12 protein-coding genes are annotated in these 13,460 nt (G+C 57.8%); 8 read left to right on the forward strand and 4 right to left on the reverse strand.

All coding sequences use genetic code 11. The annotated features are described in order from the left end of the window. The first annotated feature begins 617 nt into the window (after positions 1–617). Entirely contained in the window at positions 618–3,110 is a 2,493-nt protein-coding gene (locus KUIN1_RS20115) for a ligase-associated DNA damage response DEXH box helicase (protein ID WP_011268715.1), read from the forward strand. Continuing rightward, on the forward strand, positions 3,107–3,763 hold the full coding sequence (gene pdeM / locus KUIN1_RS20120; protein WP_011268716.1) for a ligase-associated DNA damage response endonuclease PdeM: 657 nt from the start codon (positions 3,107–3,109) through the stop codon (positions 3,761–3,763). The genes KUIN1_RS20115 and pdeM overlap by 4 nt, the downstream gene beginning before the upstream one ends. Before the next feature lie 65 nt (positions 3,764–3,828). On the opposite strand, the gene KUIN1_RS20125 is transcribed toward pdeM, so the two are convergent. Both KUIN1_RS20125 and dcd read right to left on the reverse strand, forming a co-directional pair. Continuing rightward, positions 3,829–4,050 (reverse strand): hypothetical protein, encoded by a 222-nt coding sequence (locus KUIN1_RS20125; protein ID WP_003405455.1) that lies wholly within the window; start codon positions 4,048–4,050, stop codon positions 3,829–3,831. A 113-nt stretch (positions 4,051–4,163) separates the two neighbouring features. After that, positions 4,164–4,730 carry a dCTP deaminase gene (gene dcd, locus KUIN1_RS20130; RefSeq protein ID WP_002554836.1) on the reverse strand — a complete coding sequence of 189 codons (567 nt, stop codon included), beginning with the start codon at positions 4,728–4,730 and terminating at the stop codon, positions 4,164–4,166. Between the two features lie 319 nt (positions 4,731–5,049). On the opposite strand from dcd, the gene KUIN1_RS20135 reads away from it, so the two are divergent. After that, complete coding sequence (locus KUIN1_RS20135; protein WP_002554837.1) at positions 5,050–5,259, forward strand: cold-shock protein; 210 nt, start codon at positions 5,050–5,052, stop codon at positions 5,257–5,259. Positions 5,260–5,402: 143 nt separating this feature from the next. Here the strand turns inward: KUIN1_RS20135 and apbC are convergent, their stop codons facing one another. Then, positions 5,403–6,497 (reverse strand): iron-sulfur cluster carrier protein ApbC, encoded by a 1,095-nt coding sequence (apbC, locus tag KUIN1_RS20140; RefSeq protein ID WP_152092229.1) that lies wholly within the window; start codon positions 6,495–6,497, stop codon positions 5,403–5,405. Positions 6,498–6,682: 185 nt separating this feature from the next. On the opposite strand from apbC, the gene metG reads away from it, so the two are divergent. The 4 genes from metG (at position 6,683) to KUIN1_RS20160 (ending at position 10,659) form a co-directional block, all read left to right on the forward strand. Further along, the gene (gene metG, locus KUIN1_RS20145; RefSeq protein WP_011268718.1) at positions 6,683–8,731 is read left to right on the forward strand and encodes a methionine--tRNA ligase; all 2,049 of its coding nucleotides are present in this window, start codon (positions 6,683–6,685) and stop codon (positions 8,729–8,731) included. 128 nt (positions 8,732–8,859) lie between these two features. Then, positions 8,860–9,735, forward strand: coding sequence for an electron transport complex subunit RsxB (gene rsxB / locus KUIN1_RS20150; protein ID WP_011268719.1), 876 nt, complete (start codon positions 8,860–8,862; stop codon positions 9,733–9,735). After that, positions 9,732–10,370, forward strand: a complete 639-nt coding sequence (nth, locus tag KUIN1_RS20155) for an endonuclease III (protein WP_003405450.1) — start codon at positions 9,732–9,734, stop codon at positions 10,368–10,370. The genes rsxB and nth overlap by 4 nt, the downstream gene beginning before the upstream one ends. Positions 10,371–10,476: 106 nt before the next feature. Next, positions 10,477–10,659, forward strand: a complete 183-nt coding sequence (locus KUIN1_RS20160) for a PA3496 family putative envelope integrity protein (RefSeq protein ID WP_011268720.1) — start codon at positions 10,477–10,479, stop codon at positions 10,657–10,659. A 156-nt stretch (positions 10,660–10,815) separates the two neighbouring features. On the opposite strand, the gene KUIN1_RS20165 is transcribed toward KUIN1_RS20160, so the two are convergent. Further along, positions 10,816–11,442 carry a response regulator transcription factor gene (locus KUIN1_RS20165; protein WP_002554843.1) on the reverse strand — a complete coding sequence of 209 codons (627 nt, stop codon included), beginning with the start codon at positions 11,440–11,442 and terminating at the stop codon, positions 10,816–10,818. Between the two features lie 1,271 nt (positions 11,443–12,713). On the opposite strand from KUIN1_RS20165, the gene KUIN1_RS20170 reads away from it, so the two are divergent. Beyond that, positions 12,714–13,241: a hypothetical protein gene (locus KUIN1_RS20170; RefSeq protein WP_152092230.1), complete on the forward strand. Its 528-nt coding sequence runs from the start codon at positions 12,714–12,716 to the stop codon at positions 13,239–13,241. The last annotated feature ends 219 nt before the right edge of the window (positions 13,242–13,460 follow it).

The raw sequence follows: 13,460 nt of genomic DNA on the forward strand, positions 1-13,460 counted from the left end.
GGAGCATCGGCACGATGGTGTTATCCCTGACGACTATCGTTCCTCACGCTCCAGCGTGGGAACGCACTTCGTGACGCTCCGCGTCATCAAGAGGACGCAGAGCGTCCAGAACGGCATGCCGACGCAGAGCATCGGCACGATGGTGTTATTCCTGACGACTATCGTTCCTCACGCTCCAGCGTGGGAACGCATTTCATGACGCTCTGCGTCATCAAGAGGACGCAGAGCGTCCAGAACGGCATGCCGACGCAGAGCATCGGCACGATGGTGTTATCCCTGACGACTATCGTTCCTCACGCTCCAGCGTGGGAATGCACTTCGTGACGCTCCGCGTCATCAAGAGGACGCGGAACGTCCGGAACGGCATGCCGACGCGGAGCATCGGCACGATAGTCATGGTGTTACCCCTGACGACTATCGTTCCTCAAGCTCCAGCGTGGGAACGCATTTCATGACGCTCCGCGTCATCAAGAGGACGCAGAGCGTCCGGAACGGCATGCCGCCGCGGAGCATCGGCACGATAGTCAATCCAGGAACGATCAGCCACATAACCATTTAAACTATTACCCTTTCTCTGCTGTCTCTGACTTAACGCCACTCAGAGCACACTCAGACGGATGAGCAGACCCACCGATTTCGCTCGACGATGGTTTCTCGCCCGGGGCTGGAAGCCCTTTGCGTTTCAGAAAGAGGTCTGGGCAGCGGTGAAGAATGGCGAGTCCGGTTTGCTGCATGCCAGCACCGGCTCGGGCAAGACCTACGCCGTGTGGTTCGCCGCGCTCAACCGCTTCGCCAAAGCCAATACGCTCACCGCTGACAACAAACCCCGCAAACGCAAACCGCCTGCTGAACCGCTGAGTGTCCTGTGGATAACGCCCATGCGCGCCCTGGCCGCCGATACCGCCCGGGCCCTTGAGGCACCACTGGCCGAACTGGATATCCCCTGGTCGGTCGGCTTGCGCACCGGCGATACCAGCGGCAGTGAACGCGCCCGGCAGAGCCGGCGGCTGCCCTCGGCCTTGATCACCACCCCTGAAAGCCTGACGCTGCTGCTGACCCGTGCCGACGCTCAGGTCGCCTTGTCGACGCTGAAGATGGTGGTGGTGGACGAATGGCACGAGCTGATCGGCAACAAGCGTGGCGTGCAGTTGCAACTGGCCCTTGCCCGCCTGAGGCGCTGGAATCCACAGCTGATCGTGTGGGGCATTTCCGCGACGCTGGGTAATCAGCAACACGCGCAGCAGGTGCTGATCGGCGACGGCGGCGTGACCGTGCAAGGCAAGATCGTCAAGGACTTGCAGGTCGATACGCTGTTGCCGTCTTCCATCGAACGCTTCCCGTGGGCCGGGCACATGGGCTTGCGCATGTTGCCGCAGGTCGTCGCCGAGGTGGAAAGCAGCGCGAGCTGTCTGGTGTTCACCAACACCCGGGCGCAGTCGGAAATATGGTATCAGGCGCTACTGGAGGCCCGCCCCGACTGGGCCGGGCTGATTGCCCTGCACCATGGATCGCTGGCCCGAGAGGTACGCGACTGGGTCGAACGCGCGTTGAAAGAAGGCGCACTCAAGGCCGTGGTATGCACCTCCAGCCTGGACCTGGGCGTGGACTTTCTGCCGGTCGAGCGCGTGTTGCAAATCGGCTCGCCCAAAGGTGTCGCGCGCCTGATGCAGCGCGCCGGTCGTTCGGGCCACGCGCCGGGTCGCCCTTCGCGCGTGACGCTGGTGCCGACCCACAGCCTGGAACTGGTCGAAGCCGCTGCTGCACATGACGCCGTCGAAGCTCGGATGATCGAGCCCCGTGAGTCACCACACCAGCCGCTGGACGTGCTGGTCCAGCACCTGGTCAGCATCGCCCTGGGCGGTGGTTTTCTGCCCGATGAACTGCTGGGCGAAGTACGCAGCGCCTGGGCTTACCACGACCTCAGCGACGAGCAATGGCAATGGGCGCTGGCGTTTGTCCGCAACGGCGGCCACTCACTGACCGCCTACCCCGATTACCGCCGCGCCGAACCCGACGAGGACGGCGTCTGGCGGGTCCCTGATGCGCGTCTTGCCAGACGCCACCGCATGAGCGTGGGGACCATCGTCAGTGAGGCCACCGTCAACCTGAAATACTGGAAAAAAGGCGGCGGTGGTGGCTCTCTGGGCAGCGTCGAGGAAGGCTTTATCGCCAGACTCAAACCCGGTGACGGCTTTCTGTTCGGCGGACGCTTACTGGAATTGGTTCGAGTAGAAAACATGACGGCCTACGTCAAGCGCGCGACCGGCAAGAAAGCCGCCGTGCCACGCTGGAATGGCGGTCGGATGCCGCTGTCCAGCGAACTGGCAGATGCAGTGGTGGAGAAGTTCGATGCCGCTGCGCGGGGCCAATTCAACAGCCCGGAAATGCGCGCCATCAAACCCCTGCTGGAAGTGCAGCAGCACTGGTCAGGGCTGCCGAGACGCGACACGTTGCTGGCCGAGACACTCAAATCCCGCGAAGGCTGGCATCTATTCCTCTACCCGTTCGCCGGCCGTCATGTGCACCTGGGGCTGGGCAGCCTGCTGGCCTGGCGCCTGAGCCGGCATCGGCCGCTGACCTTTTCCATCGCCGTCAACGACTACGGGCTGGAGCTGCTCAGCGCCAGCGAGATCGACTGGTCGCAGACGTTGCAGGCCGAGCTGTTCAGCGAAACGGATCTTTTACCCGATATCATCGCCAGCCTGAACGCTGGCGAGCTGGCCCTGCGGCGCTTTCGGGAAATCGCGCGTATCTCCGGGTTGGTGTTTTCCGGCTACCCTGGCGCGGCCAAGAGCAATCGTCAGCTTCAGGCATCCAGCGGACTGTTTTTCGAGGTGTTCAAGCAATACGACGCTGACAACATGCTGCTGACTCAGGCCGAACAGGAGGTCCTGCGTCAGGAACTGGACCTGCAGCGCCTGGAGCTGACGTTGCGCCAGATCAACAGCCGCACGCTGGACCTGCACGCTATAAAACGCGCGACCCCGCTGGCCTTTCCACTGCTGGTCGAACGCTTTCGCGAAAGCCTCAGTTCGGAGAAACTTGCCGACCGCATCGCGCGCATGGTTCGCGATCTGGAGAAAGCCGCTGGCCCGGAGCCTGAACGATGACGCCGTATCTTGCTGTCACGCTGGCAGGAGAAGAACTGTGGTTGCTGGCCGACAAGGCCATCTACTACCCTGCCGAACGATCCTTGCTGATTGCCGACGCGCACTTTGGCAAGGCGGCCGCCTATCGCAAGCTCGGCCAACCGGTGCCGCACGGCACTACACAGGCGAATCTGCGCCGCCTGGACAGCCTTCTGAATGCCTATCCCTGCGATCATCTGATCTTTCTGGGCGATTTCCTGCACGCGCCGGAGTCTCACGCAGTCGGCACCTTGGCAGCGCTGGAACAATGGCGGGCAGAGCGCTCGACACTGCGCATCACACTCATCCGCGGCAACCACGACAAGCGGGCCGGCGACCCGCCTGCCTACCTGGGCATCGATGTGGTTCCCGAGCCCTTGGCGCTTGGGCCCTTTGCCCTGCAGCACGAGCCCGATGCGCACCCTGACCTGCATGTACTGGCCGGGCATGTTCATCCGGTGTATCGGCTAAACGGTCGCGGTCGGCAAAGCTTGCGGCTGGCGTGCTTCTACCTGGGCCAGCGCGTCAGCCTGCTGCCGGCCTTCGGTGAATTTACCGGCGGTTTTCAGATTCGCCCGGCACCGGACAGCACGATCTATGTGACCGGCGGTGATGCAGTGTGGCGAGTGGCATAGCGGCAACGGTCGCCACATACAAAACTGCCTGCCGCTCGCGAGCGCAGCAGGCAGTTTGGTGATGATCAGGCCACAGGTGCGGGTGGCGGCTCGTCAGGAACAGTAGGACCGCCTGGCTCGGTAGGCTCCGGGAACGGCGTGTCGGGGCCTGGATCACCCGGGATCCCGCCGCCGACCATGTTCAGCTCCGGGCTGAGATCGGAATGAGCCATCAATGACCAGGCGAGTAACCCGATCTCGTTAAGCGGAGATTGAACCTGTTCAGAGATTTTGAAAGTAGTCTTCATAGGGCACTCCAGATCAAAGGCCGTCGCACGTAATGAATTATGCGAAAGCATGTGAGCAGATAGAGTGCGAAATAGAGTATTAATTCAATTCCACTAGTCACCTGGACCGCAAATCAGGTACGCGGCAGGGTGACGCCACGCTGGCCCTGGTACTTGCCACCCCGATCCTTGTAGGAGACTTCACACTCCTCATCGGACTCCAGGAACAGCATCTGCGCCACACCCTCGTTGGCGTAGATCTTGGCCGGCAGTGTCGTGGTGTTGGAAAACTCCAGCGTCACATGGCCTTCCCACTCAGGCTCGAGCGGCGTGACATTGACGATGATGCCGCAGCGCGCGTAGGTGCTCTTGCCCAGGCAGATGGTCAGAACGTTACGCGGAATGCGGAAATATTCGACGGTGCGCGCCAGTGCGAACGAGTTGGGAGGGATGATGCATACGTCGCTCTTGATATCGACGAAGCTTTTTTCATCGAAGTTTTTCGGATCGACCGTGGCCGAATTGATGTTGGTGAACACCTTGAATTCGTCGGCGCAACGCACGTCGTAGCCGTAACTGGACACCCCGAAAGAGATCACCCGATCAGCACCTTCGCCACGTACCTGGCGCTCTACGAAGGGCTCGATCATCCCGTGTTCCTGCGCCATGCGGCGAATCCACTTGTCCGATTTGATGCTCATGGCGGTGTCCTGAATAGCGAGGTGAAAAAGATATCCGGCATCTTACCGGGCTGAGGCCGACGGTTCAAAGGCAACAGATCGCGAGTTTGCGTGACCGGCCGGGCTGTTTCGCCGCGAATGGAAATAATCATCAACAGACCATTGGCACGTTCGGAAAAAAGGGTTAAGGTGGCGTCACTGTGTTGCTTGTGTCACTGAGAATCTCTACACGATGTTGAATTTCGATCCAACCATCTCCATGAATTTTCCAGCTCTTTGCACTCAGTCTCGGCCAGGGCTCTTCCTACGCCGCAGTTAACTTTGTCCAAGGAGATTTACTATGTCCAATCGCCAAACTGGTACCGTTAAGTGGTTCAACGATGAAAAAGGCTTCGGCTTCATCACTCCACAATCCGGTGACGATCTGTTCGTGCACTTCAAAGCTATCCAATCCGACGGCTTCAAAAGCCTGAAAGAAGGCCAACAGGTTTCTTTCATCGCTACCCGCGGTCAGAAAGGCATGCAAGCTGAAGAAGTTCAAGTTATCTAACTTGTACTGATTCGCTTAAAAACCCCGCCCTTAAAAGCGGGGTTTTTTATTGTCCGTCTTTTGACCTCTCGCGGCTTGAGCACCTCCTGCACAGCTGACCGGAACGAGAGAAGCACCTCCCCCGCCCGATCACCGCCATGCAATCAGTCGTCGCTTACCGAAATGGTCGGCATGGCCGGACTTGCAGCTTCCTGCAACACGATCCGTGCACCGACGTGGCGTGCCAGTTCCTGATACACCATCGCAATCTGACTCTCCGGCTCGGCAATCGCCGTAGGCTTGCCGCCATCTGCCTGCTCGCGAATCAGCATCGACAGCGGCAGTGACGCCAGCAGTTCGACATCGTACTGCGTCGCCAGCTTCGCGCCGCCACCCTCACCGAACAGATGCTCGGCATGGCCGCAGTTGGAGCAAATGTGCACCGCCATGTTTTCCACTACGCCCAGCACCGGAATGTTGACCTTGCGGAACATCTCGACACCTTTTTTCGCATCCAGCAAAGCCAGATCCTGCGGTGTGGTGACAATTACGGCACCGGCGACCGGGACTTTCTGCGCGAGCGTCAACTGGATATCACCGGTGCCGGGCGGCATGTCGATGACCAGATAATCCAGATCATTCCAGGCAGTCTGCGTGACCAGTTGCAGCAACGCCCCTGAAACCATCGGCCCGCGCCAGACCATCGGCGTATTGTCGTCGGTCAGAAAAGCCATCGACATCACCTCGATGCCATGCGCCTCGACCGGCACGAACCACTTCTGATCCTTGATCTTCGGTCGCGTACCTTCGGGAATACCGAACATCACCCCTTGGCTCGGTCCGTAGATATCGGCATCGAGGATTCCGACGCGAGCGCCCTCGCGAGACAGCGCCAAGGCCAGATTGGCGGCGGTAGTGGACTTGCCGACACCGCCCTTGCCGGACGCGACGGCGACAATGTTTTTCACATTGGCAAGCCCCGGAATCTGGCTCTGCGCCTTGTGCGCGCTGATCACGCTGCTGATGGCGACCGTGGCCGAACTGACACCGTCCAGATTCTCGATGGCAGTTTTCAACAGGTGCGCCCAACCGTTCCTGAACAGGTCGGCGGCATAGCCCAATTCGAGTTGCACGCTGACCTGCGCCCCCTGAATATCGATCGACCGCACGCAACCGGCAGTGACCGGATCCTGATTCAGATAGGGGTCGGTGTACTGGCGAAGAATCGTCTCCACCGCTGCGCGATTGACTGCGCTCATGGGCTTACTCCGTAAAAAGACTGACTGGAACAGCCGACTATCGTACCTGTTCTGCCAGCAGCCCACATGATTTCACTGAACTGCGCCCAGCCTTTCAGGAGCATTCCCACAACCGCACGGGTGAAAAAAATCGTTCAGACCTTTATAGTGGCCGGTCTCCGTTTCACTTCAAGTAGCCGAGCCCCATGTCCGAGCCACGCAAGATTCTCGTTACCAGCGCCCTGCCCTATGCCAATGGTTCCATTCACCTTGGCCACATGCTCGAGTACATCCAGACCGACATGTGGGTGCGTTTTCAGAAGCACCGCGGCAATCAATGCATTTATGTCTGCGCGGACGACGCCCATGGCTCGGCAATCATGCTGCGCGCCGAAAAGGAAGGCATTACGCCAGAGCAACTGATCGCCAACGTCAAGGCCGAGCACAGCGCCGACTTTGCCGACTTCCTGGTGGAATTCGATAATTTCCACTCGACGCACTCGGACGAGAACCGCGAGCTGTCGAGCATGATCTACAAGCGTCTGCGCGATGCCGGTCATATCGCGACGCGCTCGGTCACCCAGTACTTCGACCCGGAAAAGAAAATGTTCCTGGCCGACCGTTTCATCAAGGGCACCTGCCCGAAATGCGCGGCCGAGGACCAGTACGGCGACAACTGTGAAAAGTGCGGCGCCACCTATGCCCCGACGGACCTCAAAGACCCCAAGTCGGCGATTTCCGGGGCCACGCCGGTGCTCAAGGACTCGAAGCACTTCTTCTTCGACCTTCCTGCATTCGACGCCATGCTCAAGAGCTGGACACGCAGTGGCACCCTGCAGGACGCCGTTGCCAACAAGATCGCCGAATGGCTGGACAGCGGCCTGCAGCAGTGGGACATCTCCCGCGATGCGCCCTATTTCGGCTTTGAAATTCCCGACGAGCCCGGCAAATACTTTTACGTGTGGCTCGATGCGCCGATCGGCTACATGGCCAGCTTCAAGAACCTGTGCGCGCGTCGTCCGGACCTGGACTTCGATGCTTACTGGGGAAAGGGCGCGACCACCGAGCTCTATCACTTCATCGGCAAGGACATCGTCAACTTCCATGCGCTGTTCTGGCCAGCCATGCTGGAAGGTGCTGAGTTGCGCACACCGACCGGCATCAACGTCCACGGCTACCTGACCGTCAATGGTCAGAAGATGTCGAAGTCGCGTGGCACCTTTATCAAGGCGCGCACCTACCTCGACCACCTGCCGCCCGAGTACCTGCGCTATTACTACGCGTCGAAGCTGGGCCGTGGCGTCGACGACCTGGACCTGAACCTCGAAGACTTCGTGCAAAAGGTCAACTCCGACCTGATCGGCAAGGTCGTCAACATCGCCAGCCGTTGCGCCGGGTTCATTCACAAGGGCAACGCCGGTGTGATGGTCGAAGCCAATGCGGCGCCCGAACTGACCGACGCGTTTCTGACGGCTGCACCCAGCATCGCCGACGCCTACGAAGCCCGTGACTTCGCCCGCGCCATGCGCGAGACCATGGCCCTGGCGGACCGTGCCAATGCCTATATCGCGGAAAAGGCGCCATGGGCGCTGGCCAAACAGGAAGGCAGGCAGGATGAAGTCCAGGCCGTCTGTGCGCTGGGCATCAACCTGTTCCGCCAACTGGTCATTTTCCTCAAGCCGGTCCTGCCGAATCTGGCCGCCGATGCAGAAAAATTCCTCAACGTCGAACCACTGACCTGGGAAGACCACAAGACCCTGCTGGCCAATCATCAGCTCAACCCTTTCTCGGCACTGATGACCCGTATTGATCCGGTCAAGGTCGAGGCCATGGCCACTGCCTCCAAGGAAGACCTGACCGCTACCGACTCGTCGGCGGACACCGCGCCTGCCGGTAATGGCGAACTCGCCAAGGACCCGCTGTCGGCGGAAATCGACTTTGACGCCTTTGCCGCCATCGACCTGCGCGTCGCGCTGATTCTCAAGGCCGAACATGTAGAGGGTGCCGACAAACTGCTGCGCCTGACCCTGGACATCGGCGACGAGCAGCGCAATGTCTTTTCCGGCATCAAGAGCGCCTACCCGAACCCGTCCGAACTCGAAGGCCGTCTGACCATGATGATCGCCAACCTCAAGCCGCGAAAAATGCGTTTCGGCATTTCGCAGGGCATGGTGATGGCCGCAGGCCCCGGCGGTGAGGAGATCTATCTGCTCAGCCCGGACAGCGGCGCCAGGCCAGGCCAGCGCATCAAGTAAACGACGCGAGGCCCGGTATCCTGCCATCAGGCGGATACCGGGCCTTTGCGCATTCGCAAGCTCCCTGATCTGTCCGATAATGCTGCTCTCTCGATAGACAGAACACCTGTTGGTCACCTGGCAAGACCATGACTGAATTGATTCGCCTGCTTCCCGACGTGGACCTCATCCGCAGTATCGACGCCCTCCTGCCGCAGACTCAGTGCGGCAAGTGCGGCCATCCCGGCTGCAAGCCTTACGCCGAAGGTATCGCTGGCGGTGAAGCCATCAACAAATGCCCACCGGGCGGCGACGAAACGATAGTCCAGCTGGCCGAACTGCTGTCTGTTCCGGTCCTGACACTGGACCTGCAACGCGGCACTGCACCTGCGCAGGTTGCCTTCATTCGCGAAGCAGAGTGCATCGGTTGTACCAAATGCATTCAGGCCTGCCCCGTGGACGCCATTCTCGGCGCAGCCAAGCTGATGCACACCGTGATTATCAATGAATGCACAGGCTGTGATCTGTGCATTGCTCCATGCCCGGTGGATTGCATTGAAATGCACCCGCTGCCACTGGCAACGGTCACGCCCGTCGTGGGTGGTCTGGCCCCTACTCCCGAGCTGCAGGAGGCGCGGCAGCGCAAGCGTAGCCATGCGCGGATGCGTTTCGAAGCCCGAAATGCACGCTTGCACCGCGAGCAGCAAACGCGGCTGGCAGAGCGCCTTGCGCGGTCGCAGCGCGTTGAATCCGCTCGTGACGTGCTGCCTCGATCCGCCGCCGCCCTCGCCCGGAACGACAAGCCTGCCGGTCCGGATGAAGCAGTGAAAAAAGCCCGGATTGCCTTGGCCATGAGCCGCGCGCAGCTCAACAAGTCACTCAAGGCATTTGGGCACCCTCCCATTGCGGAGCAGGCCGCCAGGCTTGTGGAATTGCAGCGCGAATACGAAGCTGCCGAGCAGGCACTTGCAGCGCTTCTACCGCTCCCCGCACAGGCTCATTCCGAGGAAAAGCTCCGCCCATGAATGCCGCAAAACGCCAGGAAATCTTTCGCAGGCTGCATGAGGACAATCCGGACCCAAAAACCGAATTGGCCTACACCACGCCTTTCGAACTGTTGATAGCCGTCATCCTTTCCGCCCAGGCCACCGACGTAAGCGTCAATAAGGCGACTGCCAGGCTCTACCCGATAGCCAACACCCCACAGGCCATCTATGAACTGGGTGTAGAGGGGCTTTCCGAGTACATCAAGACCATCGGCCTCTACAACAGCAAAGCCAAAAACGTGATCGAAACCTGCCGCATGCTGGTGGAACTGCACAACGGTGAAGTACCGCAAACCCGAGAAGCACTCGAGGCGTTGCCGGGCGTCGGGCGCAAAACCGCTAACGTTGTGCTCAACACCGCTTTCCGCCAGATCGCGATGGCGGTAGACACGCATATCTTCCGCGTCAGTAACCGCACAGGCATCGCGCCAGGGAAAAATGTGGTGGAGGTGGAAAGGCAACTGATGAAATTTGTGCCGAAAAACTACCTGCTCGACGCTCATCACTGGCTGATTCTGCACGGGCGCTATGTTTGCCAGGCCCGTAAACCGCGATGTGGCAGTTGCCGTATAGAAGACCTGTGCGATTACAAGGCAAAAACGTCCGACGATTGAGCCAGACAGCTCATTGCTGTCCTGGCGATTGAAAAAATCTTTTTTACCGACCTGTGGATTGTCGATATAAGAAGCGCCAGAGAGCCCAAGCCCTGGAGTCGACTTCATGAGCAATGACAACGAACAACTGGATGTAGACGACGACCTTGTCTCCATCGACACGGACGACACAGAACCCGCGACTGTCGAGCCAGCGAAGACCAACCTGAGCAAACGACGCACCATCGACAACCTGCTTGAAGAGCGGCGTTTGCAGAAGCAGTTGGCTGATTACGACTTCGATTTCTAGGCAGGCCTGAAATCCCGCATTGACTCCCTGCTCGATCAAGACATTTGAAGCCTCTCGCAGAAGAGGCTTCAATACGTGATCAATACAGGAAATGAATACTGAATGGCTGACCTGCATGGCCAGGCATCAGCCACAACCCTTTTCGACAATCCCTACTCAGACAAGCCCGTTACGCTGGGCGAGCTCGATCAGATCGACCAGCGAATGCGCGTTGAGCTTGAGCAACAAACGCGTTTTATAGGTGCTAACGGTCTTGTTGCTCAGAAACATGCCGTCTGCAATTTCCTTGTTGGTCTTGCCTCGAGCCAACTGCTGCAGAACCATCATCTCCCTGCCGGAAAGTCGGTCGACCATGTCCGACTCACTCGCGTTGCCCATACTGGAGCGAACGGTGTGCAATGCCTGGTTGGGAAAGTAGCTGTACCCTGACAGTACCGCCTTGATGGCACTGAGAAGTTCGGTCAGATCCTGCTGTTTGCAGACATAGCCGGCGGCCCCGGCCTGCATGCAGCGCATGGAGAAATGGCCTGGCGCCTGGGAGGTCAGGATCAGCACCTTGAATGGCAGCGTCATGGCTGACAGACGGGCAATCACCTCCAGCCCGTCGAGCTTGGGGATACCGATATCAAGAATGACGATATCCGGGAGGTGCTCACGCGCCAGTTGCAGCGCATCCACACCGTTGTCAGTCTCCGCGATGACCTCATAGCCATGACGCTCCATCAGCATGCGTACAGCAAGGCGAATGACGGGATGATCATCCACGATCAGCACTTTATTCATGGGCAGTCCATTTTTCGCTATTCGAATTTTCAGAGCCAGCACAATAACTTAGTCGTTTACTGCTTTGCATGGCGCTCACCCTTGTGGACTGATAGCCAAAGACCGTTCCTACAATTACAGCAGAAACTTCCTACAATACTTGGCAGGAACGTACATTTTTTATTAATTCTCACAAAGCCTTCCTTTTGGGAACCTGGTGAATGTGTTGCTGATAGCCGCGGCACAAGCATCGCAACATCAGTAGATAAATGCGTGCAACAGGCGCCCACCGAACGCTTACATTCAAAGGTGACCCTGCCACACCGGTTAAAAGTATTGCCGGAACATTCCTGCATCAGTGTCACAAACCGACCAATACATGGCTTATCGCCAGCAATGTAAAACCAATTCCCTTTAGCTGAATCATTAAGAAAACAGGTCGTTCCCTGTGCCCGATAGAGCACAGCTGCTGTCACAGCCCCTTGTAACCGGTCTGCGGAGTGGAAAGCGACACCTGCACATAACGCCCCTGTAGCAGGGCGACTGAAAAGCTTCTGCATGCGGATGCCCTAGCCTGCAGACATATGATCGAAGACTACTGGATGCATCCCACACGCTAAATACGTAAACAAGGTTTAAAAATTACACATTATTTACAGATTTTCGTACAAATATTTATTTAAGGAAAGACCTCACAGAACAGCAAGAAAAATCCTACAAACAAAACGCACGGCAGCAACGTGCCACACCGCTACGAACCGCTCATTGACATGTCTATGCTCAACAAGCCCACAGTCTCACTGTCGCAAAATCTTACATACACACTAGCATTAGCCTACATCATTCAAGACCATCAGTAGGTCTTTCGACAAGTAGCAAATACCATTTTTCATTTCAAAGCCAGACGCATTCTTTCGAATAGGAAACGGACTACACGATTAGCGGACGCAACATTACAACCCGTAAGACATTATAAAAACCGCCCAATCAATTCTTGTAACCCGCTATTTTTCCCTTGCAAATTTTATTACCAGTCGTTACTTTTTTAACAGCAACTTCATTACTTACTGCCCTTGAACACGCGCAGCTATATGAAACACCGTCGCTGCGCACTGTACTTGTGTACTTCATCAGCGATGCATTTAAGCAGGCTTCATGTAGTGCACGTCCGAATGAGTTCGGGCACTGGGTATATAGCCGATCCGGCATCGCTGCTCTCTGCAAACTCCCGGGGCGCCTGGCAACTTTTTGAATGGCCCCTGTGTATAACCATGTTCAAAAAGGGATGTACCATGAACACTAAATACACTCGTACGCGGTCATCAACGCCCACCGCGTCTGATCTCGCCACCGCAGTAGAAGCCTTTATTGCCAGCGGTGGTGTTGTTGCAGTCATTCCCGAAGGAGAGACCGCTGAATTGGCCGCCCCGTCATCACCTCGTACAAAACCTGCGCAGGAACAGGGGCTTGAACTCGCGGGTAAGGTGCAGCAACTGAGGTACCTGGCGGCCAAGGGCGCCGGTTTTACCGCGCTACAGTATTCACTGCGAATGAGTAAAAGGGATGTGCGCCGGCTGGACACAGAAAATAGCGTGACCATCAACCTCAGCCAGCCCCTGCTTACCCCACGCAGGAAGGCCCTCGATGACGTTACGGATATCGATGACGTCGTTGCAGGTCATGCCATGCATTACTCGGCATTGGGCTACACCGCGTCCGAGATAGCCCGGATACTCGATCTGAGCCTTCGCCAGGTACTCGGTATTGGCAAGGCGTATCGATTTGAGTTCAGCCAACGACGGGAGAGCGACAAGCTCTGAATAACGACGCAAAAAAAGAAGCAGACTGCGATACGTATCAGGGAGCCGATGGAAAACCCTGTTATTCCCTGCCCTGAACTTCCACAGCTGTTGTAGGAAAAGACTAAAACAAATACGCACTTTTCGACGCTAATCGTAAGAAGGACTTCAAAGATTCAATACTTGATGCGCCTGGCGATCGCTGCACGCTGAGAATGCAGGGTAAAACAGGCATAACCC

This window comes from Pseudomonas sp. KUIN-1, from assembly GCF_009176725.1.
Taxonomy (GTDB): Bacteria; Pseudomonadota; Gammaproteobacteria; order Pseudomonadales; family Pseudomonadaceae; genus Aquipseudomonas; species Aquipseudomonas fragariae.

Coding starts and splice junctions, on each gene's coding strand:
- KUIN1_RS20115 (WP_011268715.1), top strand. CDS start 618: ATGAGCAGACCCACCGATTTCGCTCGACGATGGTTTCTCGCCCGGGGC.
- KUIN1_RS20170 (WP_152092230.1), top strand. CDS start 12,714: ATGAACACTAAATACACTCGTACGCGGTCATCAACGCCCACCGCGTCT.
- KUIN1_RS20160 (WP_011268720.1), top strand. CDS start 10,477: ATGAGCAATGACAACGAACAACTGGATGTAGACGACGACCTTGTCTCC.
- apbC (WP_152092229.1), bottom strand. CDS start 6,497: ATGAGCGCAGTCAATCGCGCAGCGGTGGAGACGATTCTTCGCCAGTAC.
- metG (WP_011268718.1), top strand. CDS start 6,683: ATGTCCGAGCCACGCAAGATTCTCGTTACCAGCGCCCTGCCCTATGCC.
- KUIN1_RS20125 (WP_003405455.1), bottom strand. CDS start 4,050: ATGAAGACTACTTTCAAAATCTCTGAACAGGTTCAATCTCCGCTTAAC.
- rsxB (WP_011268719.1), top strand. CDS start 8,860: ATGACTGAATTGATTCGCCTGCTTCCCGACGTGGACCTCATCCGCAGT.
- dcd (WP_002554836.1), bottom strand. CDS start 4,730: ATGAGCATCAAATCGGACAAGTGGATTCGCCGCATGGCGCAGGAACAC.
- KUIN1_RS20165 (WP_002554843.1), bottom strand. CDS start 11,442: ATGAATAAAGTGCTGATCGTGGATGATCATCCCGTCATTCGCCTTGCT.
- nth (WP_003405450.1), top strand. CDS start 9,732: ATGAATGCCGCAAAACGCCAGGAAATCTTTCGCAGGCTGCATGAGGAC.
- pdeM (WP_011268716.1), top strand. CDS start 3,107: ATGACGCCGTATCTTGCTGTCACGCTGGCAGGAGAAGAACTGTGGTTG.
- KUIN1_RS20135 (WP_002554837.1), top strand. CDS start 5,050: ATGTCCAATCGCCAAACTGGTACCGTTAAGTGGTTCAACGATGAAAAA.